This is a genomic window from Pseudomonas sp. S3(2024), from assembly GCF_036861315.1.
Classification (GTDB): domain Bacteria; phylum Pseudomonadota; class Gammaproteobacteria; order Pseudomonadales; family Pseudomonadaceae; genus Aquipseudomonas; species Aquipseudomonas putida_A.
On the sequence record NZ_JAZAQQ010000005.1, the window covers coordinates 347751 to 365877 of the forward strand.

16 protein-coding genes and 4 tRNA genes are annotated in these 18127 nt (G+C 58.9%); 5 read left to right on the top strand and 15 right to left on the bottom strand.

Going from position 1 to position 18127, the window contains the following annotated elements:
• Nucleotide 1: 1 nt before the first annotated feature.
• From VLA07_RS15765 to VLA07_RS15780, 4 genes are all read right to left on the bottom strand, one after another.
• Nucleotides 2–979 (bottom strand): ABC transporter permease, encoded by a 978-nt coding sequence (locus VLA07_RS15765; RefSeq protein WP_007961238.1) that lies wholly within the window; start codon nt 977–979, stop codon nt 2–4.
• Nucleotides 976–2529, bottom strand: coding sequence for a sugar ABC transporter ATP-binding protein (locus VLA07_RS15770; RefSeq protein ID WP_027611550.1), 1554 nt, complete (start codon nt 2527–2529; stop codon nt 976–978). The genes VLA07_RS15765 and VLA07_RS15770 overlap by 4 nt, the downstream gene beginning before the upstream one ends.
• Nucleotides 2530–2586: 57 nt before the next feature.
• A complete protein-coding gene (locus VLA07_RS15775) occupies nt 2587–3543 on the bottom strand; it encodes a sugar ABC transporter substrate-binding protein (protein ID WP_003226388.1) in 957 nt (318 codons plus the stop codon).
• 202 nt (nt 3544–3745) lie between these two features.
• A complete protein-coding gene (locus tag VLA07_RS15780; RefSeq protein ID WP_027611549.1) occupies nt 3746–4201 on the bottom strand; it encodes a hypothetical protein in 456 nt (151 codons plus the stop codon).
• Between the two features lie 349 nt (nt 4202–4550).
• On the opposite strand from VLA07_RS15780, the gene VLA07_RS15785 reads away from it, so the two are divergent.
• The 3 genes from VLA07_RS15785 to VLA07_RS15795 all read left to right on the top strand — a co-directional run bounded on the left by VLA07_RS15785 (nt 4551) and on the right by VLA07_RS15795 (nt 6801).
• Nucleotides 4551–5639: an asparaginase gene (locus VLA07_RS15785; protein WP_333989640.1), complete on the top strand. Its 1089-nt coding sequence runs from the start codon at nt 4551–4553 to the stop codon at nt 5637–5639.
• A 177-nt stretch (nt 5640–5816) separates the two neighbouring features.
• The gene (locus tag VLA07_RS15790; RefSeq protein WP_333989641.1) at nt 5817–6107 is read left to right on the top strand and encodes a DUF1654 domain-containing protein; all 291 of its coding nucleotides are present in this window, start codon (nt 5817–5819) and stop codon (nt 6105–6107) included.
• A gap of 4 nt (nt 6108–6111) precedes the next feature.
• Nucleotides 6112–6801, top strand: a complete 690-nt coding sequence (locus VLA07_RS15795) for an endonuclease (RefSeq protein ID WP_003226397.1) — start codon at nt 6112–6114, stop codon at nt 6799–6801.
• Between the two features lie 55 nt (nt 6802–6856).
• Here the strand turns inward: VLA07_RS15795 and VLA07_RS15800 are convergent, their stop codons facing one another.
• A complete protein-coding gene (locus VLA07_RS15800; protein ID WP_333989642.1) occupies nt 6857–7768 on the bottom strand; it encodes a siderophore-interacting protein in 912 nt (303 codons plus the stop codon).
• A gap of 86 nt (nt 7769–7854) precedes the next feature.
• Nucleotides 7855–8223 (bottom strand): sporulation protein, encoded by a 369-nt coding sequence (locus VLA07_RS15805; protein ID WP_047293271.1) that lies wholly within the window; start codon nt 8221–8223, stop codon nt 7855–7857.
• 250 nt (nt 8224–8473) lie between these two features.
• Between VLA07_RS15805 and csrA the strand changes: the two genes are divergently transcribed.
• Entirely contained in the window at nt 8474–8668 is a 195-nt protein-coding gene (gene csrA, locus VLA07_RS15810; RefSeq protein ID WP_003179932.1) for a carbon storage regulator CsrA, read from the top strand.
• A 213-nt stretch (nt 8669–8881) separates the two neighbouring features.
• Here the strand turns inward: csrA and VLA07_RS15815 are convergent, their stop codons facing one another.
• Nucleotides 8882–9337 carry a DUF2214 family protein gene (locus VLA07_RS15815; protein ID WP_333989698.1) on the bottom strand — a complete coding sequence of 152 codons (456 nt, stop codon included), beginning with the start codon at nt 9335–9337 and terminating at the stop codon, nt 8882–8884.
• Between the two features lie 524 nt (nt 9338–9861).
• Nucleotides 9862–9938, bottom strand: a tRNA-Val gene (locus VLA07_RS15820).
• 184 nt (nt 9939–10122) lie between these two features.
• On the opposite strand from VLA07_RS15820, the gene VLA07_RS15825 reads away from it, so the two are divergent.
• Complete coding sequence (locus VLA07_RS15825) at nt 10123–11406, top strand: NAD(P)/FAD-dependent oxidoreductase (protein WP_333989643.1); 1284 nt, start codon at nt 10123–10125, stop codon at nt 11404–11406.
• 147 nt (nt 11407–11553) lie between these two features.
• Here VLA07_RS15825 and VLA07_RS15830 read toward each other — a convergent pair whose 3' ends face one another.
• From VLA07_RS15830 to VLA07_RS15860, 7 genes are all read right to left on the bottom strand, one after another.
• Nucleotides 11554–12525, bottom strand: a complete 972-nt coding sequence (locus tag VLA07_RS15830; RefSeq protein WP_333989644.1) for an XdhC family protein — start codon at nt 12523–12525, stop codon at nt 11554–11556.
• Nucleotide 12526: 1 nt separating this feature from the next.
• Entirely contained in the window at nt 12527–13762 is a 1236-nt protein-coding gene (locus VLA07_RS15835) for a c-type cytochrome (RefSeq protein WP_333989645.1), read from the bottom strand.
• A gap of 2 nt (nt 13763–13764) precedes the next feature.
• Nucleotides 13765–14304, bottom strand: a complete 540-nt coding sequence (locus tag VLA07_RS15840) for a (2Fe-2S)-binding protein (protein ID WP_086793210.1) — start codon at nt 14302–14304, stop codon at nt 13765–13767.
• Nucleotides 14297–17128, bottom strand: coding sequence for a xanthine dehydrogenase family protein molybdopterin-binding subunit (locus tag VLA07_RS15845; protein WP_333989646.1), 2832 nt, complete (start codon nt 17126–17128; stop codon nt 14297–14299). Before VLA07_RS15845 ends, VLA07_RS15840 begins: the two co-directional genes overlap by 8 nt.
• Before the next feature lie 419 nt (nt 17129–17547).
• A tRNA-Asp gene (locus tag VLA07_RS15850) sits at nt 17548–17624 on the bottom strand.
• A 94-nt stretch (nt 17625–17718) separates the two neighbouring features.
• Nucleotides 17719–17795 (bottom strand) — tRNA-Asp (locus VLA07_RS15855).
• Nucleotides 17796–17850: 55 nt separating this feature from the next.
• Nucleotides 17851–17926 (bottom strand) — tRNA-Val (locus VLA07_RS15860).
• Nucleotides 17927–18127 lie beyond the last annotated feature (201 nt).

Consider the following 18127-nt stretch of genomic DNA (forward strand, 5'->3'; position numbering starts at 1 on the left):
GTTAGCCCCGTCGACTGGCGCGCTGGCTGCGATAGGTATCGAGCACTACCGCGATGACAATCACCGCGCCGGTGATGATGCGTTTGGTTGGCTCGGTCGCGCCGATCTGCGCCAGACCGGCGGCCAGTACCGAAATGATCAACACACCGAAAAAGGTGCTGATCACCGACCCACGGCCACCCATCAGACTGGTGCCACCGATCACCACGGCGGCGATCACTTGCAATTCGAGACCGGAGCCGGCATTCGGGTCTGCAGCTTCCAGACGGGAAATCTGGAACAGTGCGGCAATCCCGGCCAGCAGCCCCATCAGGCTGAACACCAGAATCTTGTACGGTTTTGGATTGATCCCGGCCAGCCGCACCGCTTCCTCGTTGGTGCCGATACCGATCAGGTAACGACCAAACACGGTGCGGGTCAGCACAGCTTGCGCAATGAATATCACCAGCAAGGCAATGATGAACGACGGCGAAATGCCGAACGCGATCGGGTTCGACAGCCAGGCAAACGAATCACCGATGTAGGCGGTGCGCGAACCGGTCATCTGGTACGCCAGGCCACGGGCCATTTCCAGCACACCGAGCGAAACGATGAACGACGGAATGCGCCACGCCACAGTGATCGAACCGGTCACCGTACCCGCCAGTGCCGCCACCGCCATACCGAGCAACGCGGCCGGCAACACGCTCCAGCCCCAGCCGAGAATCGCCACGCTGACTGTCGAAGCGGCAAGTGCCAGCACCGAACCGACCGACAGGTCGATGCCGCCGATGATCAGTACAAAGGTCATGCCCACCGCCAGCACCATCAGATCGGGAATCTGGTTGGCCAGCGTGCTGAAAGTGTCATAGGACAGAAAGTGGCTGCTCATCATCGAGAACAGCGCCACCATCGCCAACAAGGCCCCGGCCAGGCCCAGATAGGTGCCCAGACCGTAGAAATTGCCACTACGTTTGCCGGCGGAAGATGCAGTTTTCATGGGAGATCCCTAGGCGCCGCTTCATTGAGCAACGCATCACGTTTTTGGTAGCCGGCGAACGCGGCGGCAAGCAAATCATCCTGGGTCCAGCTGTCGCGCTCGAAGGTATCGATCAAACGCCCTGCCGACAGCACACCAATCCGGTCGCAGATCAGCATCAGCTCGCGCAGGTCACTGGACACCACCACCAGCGCCTTGCCCTGACGCGTCAACTCGCCCAGCAAGGCGTAGATATCGAACTTGGCACCGACATCGATGCCGCGGGTCGGCTCGTCGAACAACAGCACCGAGCAATCGCGCTCCAGCCAGCGGCCGATCACCACTTTCTGCTGGTTGCCGCCAGACAATTCCGACACCAACTGAGTTGGGCTGGAACTGCGGATGCGCATGGCGTTGATCTGACGCTGCGCCAGGGAAATTTCGTCGCTGGCATTGACGATTCCTGCCCTGGAAATCTCCGGCATGTTGCCCAGGGCGATGTTGGCGCTGATCGACTGACTGAGCAGCAAGCCTTCACCCTTTCGGTCTTCGGTGATCAAGGCAATGCCATGGTTCACCGCATCAACCGGCGAACGCACACTGACCACCTGCGCCGGCGAACCCAGCGCAATCGTGCCGCTGTCGGCCAGATCGGCGCCGAAGATCAGTCGCAGCAATTCGGTGCGCCCTGCCCCGATCAGCCCGGAGATCCCGAAAATCTCGCCGGCACGCACTTCGAAGGATACATCGCGCACCTTGTCGGAGCGGGTCAGGCCCTTGACCGTCAGGGCCGGGGCGCCGATCTTGCGCGGGCCCATGTCGATGTGTTCGCCCAGTTCGCGACCGACCATCAAGGTGACCAGTTGCTCACTGTTGTAGTTGGCCATCGGCTCGACGCAAACCAGATTACCGTCACGCAGCACGGCAATGCGTTGCGCGACGCGCGCCAGCTCTTCGAGGCGGTGCGAGATATAGATGATGGAGACGCCACGCGCCTGCAAGCGAGTGATCTGCTCGAAGAGCATTTCCACCTCGCGGGCGGTGAGCATCGCAGTCGGTTCATCAAGGATCAGCACATGGCAATCGCCGATCAGGTTGCGTGCGATTTCGACCATCTGTTGATGGCCAATGCCCAGTTCGCCGACCAGTGTGTCCGGGTCAATGGCATCGAGGCCAACCTGCGCCATGGCCTCGATCGCGGCTTTGCGCAATTGCTTGCGACTGATCCAGCCGCCGTTGCTCGGCAGGTTGTCGAGAAACAGGTTTTCCGCCACCGAGAGGGTCGGCAGCAGATTGAGTTCTTGCATGACCATGCGCACGCCAAGCTCTTCGGCCTGGGTGCGACTGCCCGGACGGTAGTCCTTGCCCTGGAATTGCATCTGACCGGTGGTGGGCGTAACCAGCCCCCCAATGATCTTCGACAGCGTGCTTTTACCGGCGCCATTCTCACCGGTCAGCGCCAGCACTTCACCGCGCATCAGCGTCAAGTCGATGCCCGTGAGCACCGGTTGCGCATAGGTCTTACCGATACCGCTGACCGAGAGGACAGCGTTCGGGGCGGAAACTGACATAAAAAACTCTCCATGCGCTCGTCCGGACGGACGAGCGCCGTTGTGTCGCCGGAAGACTTACTTAGTGACCAACTCGACTGGCGTTTCGATCACGCCATTGACGCCGCTGTCGACTTTTTCGCCCTTGAGGATTTTCAGCGCAGTCTCGATACCGAACACGGCCTGCTTGGCAGCGAACTGATCGGCCGTCGCCAGCACACGACCGTCCTTGAGCATCGGCTTGATCGCATTGATGTTGTCGTAACCGACCACTTGGACCTTGCCCGCCTTACCGGCAGCGCGCACAGCGGAAACAGCGCCAACGGCCATGCTGTCGTTACCCGCCAGCAGCGCCTTCACATCCGGGTATTCGCTGAGAATCGACGCAGCAACCTTGTTGCCCTTGTCGATCTCCCAGTCACCGGATTGCAAGGAGACAACCTTGATCTGCGCCGCCTCCATCGCATCCTTGAAGCCTGCGGTGCGTTGCTGGGCGTTGGTGGTGGTGGACACGCCTTCGATGATGCCGACCTCGTCACCGGCCTTCAGTTGCTTGGCCAGGTATTCGCCGACCAGACGCGCACCTTTGCGGTTGTCCGGGCCTACGAAAGGCACGCTGATGTTTTTGCTTTTGACGATCTGCGGATCAAGCTGGTTGTCAATGTTGATCACAGTGATGCCGGCATCGACGGCTTTCTTGATCACCGGCACCATGGCTTTGGAATCGGACGGTGCGATAACGAGCGCGTTGACCTTGGCCAGAATCATCTGCTCGACGATACGGGTCTGGCCGGCGGTATCGGTCTCGTCCTTGATGCCGTTGGAGATCAGGTCGAAGTCGGCGGAGTGTTCTTTCTGGTAGGCCTTGGCGCCATCTTCCATGGTCAGGAAGAATTCGTTGGCCAGGGATTTCATGACCAGTGCGACTTTGGGTTTTTCCGGGGACTCGGCGAAAGCCGAAGAGACAGGTAGTGCGGCGGCTGCGGCAGCCAGCATAGCGACAGCAAGAAGACGTCCAGCGAATGGCAGCTTCATGGGTTCACTCCGATCTTATGATTATTGTGAGCAACGCTCGCGCTGGCGTAAGCTTCAGCGCTCTCTTCCGGACAATAGTGCACCGGGGAAGCCGCGCAAACGTTTGCGTAGACCGAACTATGCGAATCCCGCCGACATTTGTCAACAATCAGAAATCGTCGTTGTATTGCAGGGCGCAATCGTCTGATTCACCCCTTACCGCTTAAGCCGTGGTGCTGACCAGGTTGCCGCTGGTGGAATCCTTGGACATTTCCTTGACCAGTGCCGCTGCGACTTCCATCAGCGCGCCGCTGGTTTGCGCGATCTGCCCCTGAACGGACATCACCGCCTGTGACTTGGCCTCGGGCGTCGGATAGCTCGCCGCCTGGGCCGCCGCCAGTTGCTGTTGCTGCTCTTGCAGTTGCTTCTGCAATTCCTGCATGCGCTTGAGCAACATTTTTACGGTCACGCTCAGACTGTCGCCGCTGTCAGCGCTATCCGCCTTGCTGGCTTCTTGCGCGGGACCACCGGTGCGAACTTGATTGCTCGGTTCTTTTTCAACGCCAAGCGCCTCGTCGGCAGCATCTGCTTCCGCCTGGTTCATTGCATTGATTGTCGCTGCGGTTTTACCGCCAATGGTGACTGAGCCGGGATTTGAAAAACCGATCGTCAGTGACATATGAACTCCCTAAATAAACGTTTCCTTCCACAGCCATCGGCCTGCTGACGGGTTTCTTTAGCAGAAGACCTGAAACCAACAAGCCGTTGCGGTCGCCAGGAGGTGCAGTCCCTTTCGGTGAACCGAACACGAAAGCTTCCTTTGTTCGGAAACCCGGATAAGCCATTCATTCAAGAATCCGAAAACTTACAAAATATTGATATAAATCATCAGGTTAAACATTTCTCTAAAGCAAAGTAGCACTGGTACAGATCCTGCTCCCTAGCCTGCACCCCGGGCATTCAGATCGGCTCGGGGCGCATCTAGATGAACCTGCATCAGCACCGTCTCACTACTAGAGAGAAAAATAATGAAATCTGCTTTCAACACCTTGGTTCCGGGCGCTTTGGCCCTCCTCCTGCTCCTGCCCACTGCCCTTCAGGCAAAAGAAGTCGAAACCCAGACCAAACTCGCCAACGTCGTAGTGCTTGCCACGGGCGGCACCATTGCCGGTGCCGGCGCCAGCGCAGCCAACAGCGCCACCTATCAAGCGGCCAAGGTCGGCATTGAACAACTGATCGCCGGCATACCCGAACTGAGCAAACTGGCGAACGTGCGTGGCGAACAAGTCATGCAGATCGCTTCGGAAAGCATCACCAACGACAACCTGCTGCAACTGGGTCGCCGCGTATCCGAGCTGGCCGACAGTAAAGACGTCGATGGCATCGTCATCACCCACGGCACCGACACCCTGGAAGAAACCGCGTACTTCCTGAACCTGGTGGAAAAAACCGACAAGCCGATCATCGTGGTCGGCTCGATGCGTCCGGGCACCGCCATGTCGGCGGACGGCATGCTCAACCTGTACAACGCCGTCGCCGTCGCCAGCAGCAAAGAAGCGCACGGCAAAGGCGTGCTGGTAACCATGAACGACGAGATCCAGTCCGGTCGCGACGTCAGCAAAATGATCAACATCAAGACCGAGGCGTTCAAAAGCCCTTGGGGTCCGCTGGGCATGGTGGTTGAAGGCAAATCCTACTGGTTCCGCTTGCCGGCCAAGCGTCACACCATGGATTCGGAATTCGACATCAAGAACATCAAGAGCCTGCCTGACGTAGAAATCGCCTACTCCTACGGCAACGTCGACGACACCGCTTACAAGGCTCTGGCCCAGGCCGGCGCCAAAGCAATCATCCATGCCGGTACCGGTAACGGTTCGGTGTCTTCGCGCGTAGTGCCATCCCTGCAAGCACTGCGTAAAGACGGCGTGCAGATCATCCGCTCGTCCCACGTCAACGCCGGCGGCTTCGTCCTGCGTAACGCCGAACAACCTGACGACAAGTACGACTGGGTGGTCGCTCACGACCTGAACCCGCAAAAGGCCCGCATCCTGGCCATGGTCGCCCTGACCAGAACCAACGACAGCAAAGAACTGCAGCGGATGTTCTGGGAATATTGATTGGCCCTCGCCTGACCCTTTCGGGTCGGGCAACCTGCTCACCACTCGCCCGTGCGGCGGGTGGTGCTGCCACTTACGCTGAGCGCGACTTTTTCATACAAAATAATCGACCCGACCTACACCAAAATCGGAAAAGCGCTGTCAGAGGATTTTCTTGAATTTTAAGCAGTTGCGAAAATGCTTACAGTTAAATACTGTATGCACGTACAGCTCAATAAGGATAACCTCGTGGCCACCTCTCCTGATGCTCCTGACGCTTACGAACGCATGGGCATGCGCGTTCAGAAAATCATCAATTCCCCTACCGCACAAAAAGCCAAAGCCGCACTGATCTTCCGTCTGCCGGACGAGCCTGTGGATGCATGGGAGCAACTGCTCAAGGAAATCGACGAGAACGACAACGTCACACTCGCCTATCGCGACGATGGCGGCGTGCAGATTTTTTGGGTTGTGCCGAAGGAAGATTGATTCAATGAGTGTCCGCTGTTTTGCTTTGCTGCTGCTGTTCATCGCTTTTGGCGCCCAGGCTGGCGCGCCCCGCACTTTTACCGAAGCCAAAAAGGCCGCCTGGAAACTCTATGCACCGCAGTCCACCGAGTTTTACTGCGGCTGCAAGTACACCGGCAACAAGGTGGACTTGAAGGCATGCGGTTACGTGCCGCGCAAGAATGCCAAGCGTGCTTCACGCATCGAATGGGAACACATCGTCCCGGCGTGGGAGTTCGGTCACCAGCGTCAATGCTGGCAGTCGGGCGGGCGCAAGAACTGCACCCGCTATGACCCGAGCTACCAGAAAGCCGAAGCCGACCTGCACAACCTGGTGCCGAGCATTGGTGAGGTCAACGGTGATCGCAGCAACTTCAGCTATGGCTGGCTGCCGGTGCAATCCGGGCAGTACGGCTCGTGCCTGACCCAGGTCGACTTCAAGGCCAAGAAGGTCATGCCGCGCCCGTCGATTCGCGGCATGATCGCACGCACCTATTTCTACATGAGCAAGCAGTACGGCTTGCGCCTGTCGAAACAGGATCGGCAACTGTACGAAGCGTGGGACAAAACTTATCCAGTGCAGGACTGGGAACGTCAACGCAATCAGAGCGTGGCGTGCGTGATGGGACGCGGCAATGAATTTGTCGGCCCGGTAAACCTGAAAGCCTGCGGCTGATTCTTCAGCGCAAAAGAAAAGGCCTCGAACGTGATGTTCGAGGCCTTTTTTGTTTTTAGCTGCCAGCCTTGTTGTAGCGCCAATAGCCCATCAGATTGAGTGACTCGCGGGGGATACCGCACTCCTTGATCAGGTATTTGCGCAGACGCATGACCGCTGCGCTTTCTCCGGCAATCCAGCCATAAAATCCTTCAGGGGCCGTGTTGGCGATCTCCCAGAGAATGTCTTTGTCGATATCGACTTCGGCGAGTTCGGCAGCTTGCCCGACCGATGAATCCTCTGCCGGCAGGAACGCCTGCTGCACTGCCTCTACCATCAGCGCCCCAGCCACTACTTCTGGCGCCTGATCGCGAACCAGCCACTGCACCGACAGCCCAGACCAATCCGGCACCGGGAGCATGTCTGGCACGCTGTCCACTTCAAAGTACGCCTGAGTCTGAGGCGGTTCAGCCATGGCAGCCAACTCGTCAAGAATGCCCATGGCGGCCGGCAATGCCGTGGCATCGGCCACCAGTAAAACCTCCTTGAGCAGCTGCGGCGGTTTCCATTCGAACCCTCCGGCGTCCTGTACCGAGAAATTAGTGTCGGGAGCAAGAATCTGCATCGACGCTCCCGGCTGCGCACGTAGCGCCCAGCGCGATGCGGGACCGGTCTCGCCATGCAGAACGAAGTCGATGTCGACCTCGCCCTGATCGGCGCGCAAATGACGAATGGTGTAAGTGCGCATTGCTGGCCGGCGGCTCGCCAGCATCGAACGAAAACGGGTGTACCAGCCCTCTTCCTGCGCAAGCCGTGCAGGCGATCCATCTTCAGCAGGGAAGAACAGTTTGACGCGCTGATCCGGCGCCCAAGTGGCCATGCCACCTATCGAAGGGTCGGCGAGCGTGATCCGCATCATGTGCGGACTCACCAGCGTCTTGCGGTGCAAAACCGCATTGAAGAGTTTATAGGGAGCGGCGGAGGCCATGCGGAGCTCCTTCGGGAAATCGTGATTGACTCGTATAAGACGAATCGCCCGCGATGTCCTTTAGGCCGCTCCGCTGAAAGTGCTGCTTACGGCGCGAGCGGATGCTCGACGATCACCGACTCGACGTTCTGCTTCTTGGCCTTCACCAATGCCGCATCCACCTCTACCTTGCGCGCTTGCGCGTCGGCCTGGGAGTTGAACGGACCAATCAGGATCCGCGTCTTGCCGCTGCTGTCCTTGATCACGGTCGGCACGAACGCATGCTCGATCAACCAGCCACTCAGGTCACTGACAGCCTGAGGCGTTTCGCCGCGTACTTCGAGGTCCCATTGCGGGGCGGACGCTGCCGCAGGTGCGGCCGCGACGGCCGTTTTCGGCTTCTGCACGTCTACACTCTTGCCTTCACCACATCCCGCCAATGCCAGTGCCGCGACCATCCAGACCAATTTGCGCACAACGCTTTCCTCGAAAATCACAAAGCGGCGATCTTAACATTCATAAATACTTCGCGAGGCCCGCAAAATGGGCACAAAACAACGAGATTGATGATTGCAGCCTCTGTATAGTTACGCCCTGGGAATTAATGCCGCATCTGCGCGTCAGAAAGAGGCACCCAAACCGTGAGACTTCGCACTAATCTATACGTACCACCGACCTCTGCACTGTCTGAATCAGGTGCCCTACAAAGCAATCAAGGAGAAGACCATGCTGATACTCACCCGCAAAGTCGGTGAAAGCATAAATATTGGTGATGACATTACGATCACCATCCTCGGCGTAAGCGGTCAGCAAGTCCGTATCGGCATCAACGCCCCGAAAAACGTTGCCGTGCACCGTGAAGAGATCTATCAGCGCATTCAGGCTGGCCTGACCGCCCCGGACAAGCCACAAACTCCCTGAGCCGCATTGCAGTCAGTAGCCAGTCCGTTTGCCTTCGCGTAAGACTGGCTAAAGATTCACGCGCCGTATTGCCATCCGCGCCCCACTCCGCTGGGCACGGCGCCTGACACCCTCCTCGCCTTTACTCCCTCTTCTGCTGCAGCGCGATACTACCTGCGACTGCCAAGCCTGGCTGTCAGACATTTCCGAGAGGACACAGGGAATTGCTCCCTGCTAGCCGAACGTCACGCCGCGCGCCATGCCGGTAGCTGCAATCATCATCAGTACCAACAGCAGCGCCTCGACATGGCTGATCCGCGCGAACAGCTTTGCACGTCCGGTATCGAGCGCCTTGCCCCGCGCCAATGCGATCCGCCATTTGACCAGCGTGATCATCGGCGCCAGCTCTGTCAGCAGAATCAGTACGAACAGCGTCATCTTCAAATGAAACAGCGGCTGGTGCAGATAGTAGTCAGTGCCCTTTTCAAAGCCACCGAAGGCGCGCATGCCTCCGGTGACCAGCAACACCAGCGCGGCAATCCCCCACAGATTATCAGCGAGCAAAACCCGCTTGGCCTCACCGACGCCAGCGGCCAGACGACTGAACGCCGTGCCACGGGTTAACACAGCCCACAAGCCCAGTGCAAAAGCCAAGAGATGAATCGCGGCGAGAAACCAGTGAACCAGCATCGACGAACTCCTTTGAGAAAGCCCTGGAAAACGCCAGTCAGTAGTAGTCGAAAAAAGCCGGTTGCGCCCGCACACAGCAATGGGGCTGGAAAGCTTCGCGCAGGAAACAGAGAGACAGAAACGGAATTCGCCAAATCGCAGGCAAAAAAAATCCCAAGCAGCTGATGGAAGCTTGGGATTTAAAAATGCATAAACCGTGGTGGTGAACGCGGGGCAGATGTTACTGAAGTTCACGATCAGCAACAACATTTTTTTGATAACCGGTCGGTTAAAAATACCGGTAACCCGTTCAATATCCACACTTTTTCGACGGATCCAAAAAAAGAACAGAACGCCATATCAGCAGGTCGTGTTATTTCGAAACACGCTAAGCGCTTGGGTAACGGAAGAGATGCAGTGTTGGAAGGTGCGCTGAGGTGGGGGTTTTGAAAAAGCTTTGCAAAAGTTTTGCAAATCGCAGACAACAAAAAAGGGCCCACCTTTCGGTGAGCCCTTCCAGACCGCCCAGCAGAGCGGATTTTGTTTGGTAGGCGCGATTGGACTCGAACCAACGACCCCCACCATGTCAAGGTGGTGCTCTAACCAACTGAGCTACGTGCCTGCTGTGAGGCGGCATTCTACGGAATTCCGGAGGGGTGTCAACACCTTTTTTTCACCTAACCCTATGAATATGCAAAATATTTAATTTCGGGCCGGTGAAGAAGATTTTTCCGGTGGCTGGCGGAGGTTTTTCAACTCGGGTAGGATCGAAGCACTCGTAAAATATATTAAACAGAGGCTGCAGGATGGCGAACACCCCTTACCCAGAGTCTTATTACGCTGCGTCGGCCAATGCCGTACCGCCACGTCCGGCCTTGCAGGATGATGTGGAGACGGATGTCTGTGTGATCGGCGCCGGGTACACCGGGCTGTCGTCGGCGTTGTTTCTGTTGGAGAACGGTTTTCGCGTGACGGTGCTGGAAGCGGCCAAGGTCGGCTTCGGTGCGTCGGGGCGTAATGGCGGGCAGATCGTCAACAGCTATAGCCGTGACATCGACGTCATAGAGCGCACGGTTGGCCCCAAGCAGGCGCAACTGCTCGGGCAGATGGCCTTCGAAGGCGGGCGGATCATTCGCGAGCGCGTGGCCAAGTACAACATCCAGTGCGACCTGAAGGACGGCGGCGTGTTCGCCGCCCTCTCCGCCAAGCAGATGGGTCACCTGGAGTCGCAGAAGCGCCTGTGGGAGCGCTTTGGCCATACCCAACTGGAACTGCTCGACCAGCGCCGCATTCGCGAAGTGGTGGCGTGCGATCAATACGTCGGCGGCATGCTCGACATGAGCGGCGGCCACATTCATCCGCTGAACCTGGCGCTCGGTGAAGCCGCGGCGGTCGAGTCCCTCGGCGGCACCCTCTATGAGCAATCGCCGGCCGTGCGCATCGAGCGCGGTGCCAACCCGGTGGTGCACACGCCGCAAGGCAAGGTCAAGGCCAAGTTCATCATCGTTGCCGGCAACGCCTACCTCGGTAATCTGGTACCGGAACTGGCGGCCAAATCGATGCCGTGCGGCACCCAGGTGATCACCACCGAACCGCTGGGCGATGAGCTGGCGAAAACTCTGTTGCCGCAAGACTACTGCGTCGAAGACTGCAATTACCTGCTCGACTACTACCGACTGACCGGCGACAAGCGTCTGATCTTCGGCGGTGGCGTGGTTTACGGTGCGCGGGATCCGGCGAACATTGAAGCGATCATCCGCCCGAAAATGCTCAAGGCGTTCCCGCAACTGAAGGACGTGAAGATCGACTACGCGTGGACGGGCAACTTCCTGCTGACCCTGTCGCGCCTGCCGCAGGTTGGGCGCCTGGGCGATAACATCTACTATTCGCAAGGCTGCAGCGGCCACGGCGTGACTTACACGCATCTGGCCGGCAAGGTACTGGCCGAGGCGTTGCGCGGTCAGGCCGAGCGTTTTGATGCGTTTGCCGATCTGCCGCATTACCCGTTCCCGGGCGGACAGTTGCTGCGCACGCCGTTTGCGGCATTGGGTGCGTGGTATTACGGGTTGCGTGACAAGCTGGGTTTCTGATCAGCTTTCTTGACTGACAAACAACTGTGGCGAGGGAGCTTGCTCCCGCCGGGTCGCGCAGCGGACCCTCTTTTATTTAGAAAGAAGGCCTGCTGCGCAGTCCAGCGGGAGCAAGCTTCCTCGCCACAAATATTTGCAGAATTCAGATCAGAGCTGATCCCGGGCAATCCCGCTACGAATCCGCAAGATATCCGCCAGCACCGCCAAAGCGATCTCCGCCGGCGTCTTGCTGCCCAGATTAAGCCCGATCGGCGCATGAATCCGCGCCAGTTCAACCTCTCCCAGCCCGCCGATCTTGCGCAAGCGCTCGAAGCGTTTCTGCGAAGTCTGCTGCGAGCCCATGACGCCAATGTAAAACGCCTCGGTGCGCACCGCTTCCATCATCGCCAGATCGTCGATGCGCGGATCATGGGTCAGCGCCACCACCGCGGTATCGCGATGACAGCCGCCATCGGCGATGAACACCGAAGGCAGTTGCCGACGAATCTCCACGCCATTCAGCACCACGCCTTCGAGCACTTCATCACGTGGATCGCAGAGAATCACTTCGAAACCCAGACCCACCGCGAACTCGGCACAGGCCTGCGCCACGCTAGAGTATCCCGCCAGCAACAGACGCTGAGCGGCACCAATGCGAATCCGCACCCGATCAATCTCGCGCTCGATGCGCGCACCCTGCTCGCGATCAGTGAACAGACTGCGCGCACCGCTGGCCAGATCGACCTCGCGAATCAAACGGCGCTGGCCGAGCAATGCCGATTCGAGTTCACGCAGATGCGCCTGCACCTCACAGTCGGCGTCAAATTTCTCTACCAGTACGTCGAGAATGCCGCCACAGGGCAGGCTGACCCGCGAGCGCGGATCATCACCTTCGCCATAACGCACGACGCTGACCGCATCGAGAAACGCGCCCTCAGTCACGCGCTCGAGAAAGTCTTCCTCAACACAGCCACCGGACAGCGACCCGATCCACTGGCCGCTATCGTTCACCGCCAGCAGCGAACCCGGTGCACGCGGCGCCGAGCCGTAAGTGGTCAGCACCGTGCAGAGCCAAATGCGCTGCCCCGCCACCGACCACTCCAGTGCCCGCCGCACAACCTGTAGATCGAGATGCTGCATGTCAGTGCGCCTTGTGCTCGACGGCCGGAGCGTCAGCCTGCAATTTCTGCACGTCGCTCACCGCCAGCTCTGCCGACTGGCCGCCCCAGCCTTGACGCAGGTAGTTCAGCAGATCGGTCAGTTGCTCAGGCTTGAGCTTGTCGCCGAAACCCGGCATCGGTTGCATGTGTTCGAATCCAGCGAATTTCTGCTCACCGATACCGTCCTCGATCACCCGCACCAGGTTACGCGGATCTTCCAGGCGCAGCGTGGTATTGCCACGCATGGCCACGGCGATGTGCGGTTTGCCTTCACCACCGGCGGCATGACAACCGGCGCAGACGTTCAAATATTCCTGACGGCCGCGCTGGGCGCTCGTGCTGAGCTTGTCCAGCGACACTTCAGTCAGCTCTTTTGCCGCTGGCGGCTTGTCGCCAAGCAGGAACGTCGCCATCGCCGCCAGATCCTGATCGTTCAGGCCCTGAGTGCTGTTGTGGAACACCGGGAACATCTCGTTGAACATCGTGCCTTGGGCGCTCATGCCGTGCTTGAGGAACGTGCTCAGGTCCTGCTGATTCCAGCCGCGCGCCGCCAGATCGGTGGCGAGCAGGCTCGGTGCCAGATAACCGTTGAGGATGCCGCCGGTCAGGCGCTTTTCCAATTGCATCGCACCCGGCAGGCCGCGTGGCGTGTGGCATTCGCCGCAGTGACCGAGTACCTCGACCATGTACTGGCCGCGCTTCCAGGCTTCGCTTTTGCCTTCGCCCGACTCGAGCTTCAAGGCCTTGCCGTACAGCATGTTCCAGCCGATCAGGCCCGGACGCACGTTGAACGGAAAGCTCAGACTCGTGACCGGCGCGGCGCGCTCGATCGGCTCGATGGTTTTCAGATACGCGTGAATCGCATCCGAGTCTTCCCGCGGCATCAGGTGATACGAGGTGTACGGCATCGCCGGATACAGATTCGCCCCGTCGCGACGCTTGCCTTCGGTCAGTGCAGCGAAGAATTCGTCATCGCTGTACAGGCCGATGCCGTGCTCTTTACTCGGGGTGATGTTGGTGCCGTAGATCGTGCCGAATGGCGAGACGATCGGCAGCCCGCCAGCAAACGGCGCGCCACCGGGTGCGGTATGGCACGCCATGCAGTCGGCGGCGCGGGCAAGGTATTCGCCGCGCTTGACCTGATCATCAGCGTGGGCAAACAACACCGGCGCAGCCAACCCGACCGCCAGGGTCAGGCGGGTCAATAGATGCTTCATGCTTAACCCTCCTTGACCAGACCGAGATCGGTCAGCACGTTGCGCGTGGCGTTGTAGTAACGCACGTACCCGGTGCAACGGCAGACGTGGTGGCCGAGGCTGTCCTCGATGACTTTTTCCAGCTGGCTTTTGACGATCGGCTGGCGCTGCAGCTTCTCTACCAGCACCGTCGCGGCGTTGACGAAGCCCGGCGCGCAGTAGCTGCACTGGAAGGCGAATTCGTCGACGAAGCGCTGCTGGATCGGGTTCAGCTCAGTGACCTGACCGCTCTCATCACGCTTGGCGTGACTTTCGATGGTGCGGACTTTCTTGCCTTCGAAGTAATGCGCGCCGGTGATGCAGGTGCGCACTTCTTCGCTGGTGCCGTCCGGGTTGTCGACAATCACCACGCAAGCGTGGCAGATGCCCTGGCCGCAGCCCAGACGCGAACCGGTGAGGTTCTTGTATTCGTGCAGATAGTCGATCATCGGCAGGTCATCAGGGATGTCCACCGGGCCGACGGATTGACCATTGAGGGTCAGTTGAAGCGGACGGTTAGCCATTGAGGGCCTCCTTGATGCGCGCAGCAGTGATTGGCAGATCGCGAACACGTTTACCGATGGCATGCGCCACGGCGTTACCGATGGCACCGACCACCGGGATCATCACCACTTCGGCGATGCCTTTGGACGGATCGCTAGGCGACAGCGGCGGCAGAATCTCCGCGGTCTGCTTCCACACCGCGACGTGACGGGCCATCGGCAGGCGATAACGGTTGAAGTTCCAGTCACCCTCCCCCGGTCCGCCTTCGTACAGCGGCATCTCTTCCATCAATGCGTGACCGATACCCATCGCGATCCCGCCTTCAAGCTGGCCCTTGACCAGTTCTTCGACCAGCACCCGACCGCACTCGACCCACGAATGGTGGTTGAGCACTTCGACTTCCGCCGAGCCTTTATTGACCTTCAGCTCGACCAGCGTCGCGACCGGGCTGTAGTAAGTCACCGCGGCGTTGTTCAACTGAACCACCGGGTAGTTGATGTTCTGGCGATCCAGCAAGTGGAAACCAGCGGTGTTCATCAGCGCCTTCTTCGCCTTCGGCGCACCATCGCCGTACTTCACCGCCAGACCGTCGAGCGGCAGACGCTCGCGCACACCGTCGATGCTGTATTCGGCCTCGGCCCAGCTCCAGCGGTTGAACGCGTGAACGGTGGCGCCGGTGACCAGACCACGTTCGTGAGCGCGCTTGGCCAGCTCTTCGAAAGTCAGCGGCTGCATACCGTTGGCAGTGAGCTTGCCGTCGACCCAATGCGCATCTTCACGACGCACGACGTAAGGGTTGGCTTGACCGCCGTATGGGCCTTGGCGCCAGATCTCCATGGCCGCCGGCCACAAACCGTTGTTGAACAACACGCGCGCCGCTTCACGGGTGGCGTGGCTGAAGTAGTAAGCCGAGTTGGTCGCGGACGACGCCGAGGCCAGCTTGCCGACCCAGCGCGGGTTGCGCAGCAGATTGTCCTGCTCGGCCTGGCTCATGATGTAAGGGTTGCCGCTGGTGATCAGCTGCATTTCCTGCCATTCGGTTTCGCCGGTCTTCACTTCATGCGCGGGGCTACCGAGGAAATCGGCCACCACCAGCGCTTGCGAAGTGGACATGCCGGTGCCGATTTCGATACCGATATGGCGCAGGGTGATGCGACCTTCAGCGGTGAACTCGATGCTGGCCATCGGCGCTTCGGAACCGGTGCCGAAGTCTTTCTGGCAAATGGCGAAACCCACGCCGTACCAATTGTCCGGGTCGGCGGCTTCGCGCTGTTTCTTGATCGCGTCGCGGTTTTTCCAGATTTCGTGCACCGAGGCCTTGTCGAGAATCTCGTGCAGGCGCAGAGCACCCGCCGGGATCGCGCCCTGGGTGTTTTTCATGCCCGAACGCAGGGCGTTCTTGCGACGCAGATCAATCGCATCAACGCCGAGACGATTGGCGATTTCGTCGACCATCATTTCGGTCGAGGCCATGCTTTGCAGGGTGCCGTAACCGCGCATCGAACCCGCTTCAACACCACGCGAGTGATAAGCGGTGACCTGCAGATCGTTCTGCGGCATGTAATAGATCGACTGCGCTGCCGTGGCACCGACTGCCGCTACCGACGGGCTGTAGTTGATACGGCCACCACCGTCGACGCTCATCTCGGCACGGAAAATCTTGAAGCTGTAGTCGTTCTTGTCCACTGCGAGCTGATAGCGGATATCGAACGGGTGACGCTTGATGCCGCTCTGGAACTGCTCGTAGCGATCATTCGCCAGACGCACTGGCACACCGGCGCCGTACAGCGCAGCGAGGGCCGCGTAGTAGACGAAGATGTTGTGGTCTTTGGAACCGTAGCCCACGGTGTAACCCGGGTGCATGTTCAGGTTTGCCAGGCCGAAGCGCGATGGCGCGATCATTTTCGCGGTCTCGGTCGCCGCTTCCAGCGGGCACTGAGTGGCGACCACGAAGTGCAGGGTCTTGGTTTTCGGGTCGTACCAGCCGTTGCCGTTGTCCGGCTCCATGGCGGCCGGTTCGATCGACGGGGTTTTGTAGCGTTCGTCGAAGACCAGCCAGTTGTCCGGCGGCGTGTCGATCTGCTGCTTCATACGGTCGGCGTAGAACAGGCCGCGCTCGGTCAGGTTGCCGTGCAGGTTCGGCTGGGAATTCCACACCGGACGCCGGTTTTTCAGCATCGGGAACAGAATCGAGTCTTTCAGGCTGGCGAATTCGTCTTCGTCGGCCGAGGTCGGACCGCCCACGCGCACGTAGCGGAAGCTGCCATAAGGGTCGCCCTCGTAGTACGGCACTTGTGCACCGTAACGAATTGCCTTGTCATTGAATTTGAGTTTGTTCTTGGCCTGACGAAAACGCTCGAAATCGTTCCAGATCAGGATCGCCACCGGGTGGCCGATGAACATCGGCACTTTGCCTTCCGGCAGCAATGGATCCGGCGCGTGTTCTTCAGGGAACACGATGCCGTCCTTGTCCAGATCGGCCGCTGTGACAATGCGGTCAGGTTGCAAGTCGGCGCCCAGCCACGACAGGTCGTAGCCTTCGTAGATTCGGTCGGCCTTGATGGTTTTCAGCAACATGGCGTGGCCTTGCTGCTCAGGCCAGCCCGGCATGTCCTTGGAGCGAATGTCGCGAGCAAATACTTTGCTGCCGCAGACCTTGGACAGGGCGTCGTTACGTTGGCGTGCCTTGCCGTTGTTGCCGAGCCACTTCTCGGACGGCACGGTGACGCTGTTTTCCATCAAGGCAGCCAGCGCCTGACTGCTGAGCGGCGTGAGCGTGACGCTCACACCCGCCACCAGCCCGCCCTGGAGGAACGAGCGCCGGGATATATCACGGTTGGACATGGATCATCCTCTGGGCGGTTATGTGTCCGCCCTTCTGGTTATCTACTGGGAATCTCGAGTCTTGCAGAAGCCCTTCTTGGCGAAACAGAGGGCGTGTTGACAGTGCAAAGCTGACCGAAAGGTTAACTTTAAAGGTTTCTGAGCGTCCGGCAAACAACCAGTTACAAAAATTTGACTAAAGAATCAAAAAATCAATGCGACGTGGCACCGCAGCAGATCGCAGGGCACACAGACAAGCCCGCTCCCACAGGGGGATTTGTGTTGGATTCCAGGGTGGAGGCTCGAGTCAAAGGAGGGAAAAGCCAAATTTCAGACACAAAAAACCCCGGTCTTTCGACCAGGGTCTTTGCTATCGATTCCGAAACAACCAACGGCTGCTTTCGGTGTTTCAAGGCGTTCAGTGGTCCTTGAAACAGATATGGCGCAGCGGACGGGACTCGAACCCGCGACCCCCGGCGTGACAGGCCGGTATTCTAACCGACTGAACTACCGCTGCGTATCGCTTTGAGCTTGCGCTCAAGTAACTCGTTTTGACTGAAAGCTTCGGTGCTTTGCAATCGCGAACCAGACAATGTCTGACTCGTAAAATATGGCGCAGCGGACGGGACTCGAACCCGCGACCCCCGGCGTGACAGGCCGGTATTCTAACCGACTGAACTACCGCTGCGCGTCGGTGGAGGCACTTTCAGCCTACCTCTTGCTTTCGCAAGTTTCTCGGAGAGTGGTGGGTGATGACGGGATCGAACCGCCGACATTCTGCTTGTAAGGCAGACGCTCTCCCAGCTGAGCTAATCACCCGTTTGCATCTCCGAGGCCGCGAAATTTACGCAGGTAGCGAACCTAAGTCAATAGCAGGATTGAAGTTTTTCTGAAAAAGACGAAATTGTTTCCATCCTGCGAGACTGCATTCGCGAGCAAGCTCGCTCTCACAGGGGGATTGCATTCCAAATGTGGGAGCGAGCTTGCTCGCGAAGACGGCAACCCATTTGACGCAAATTC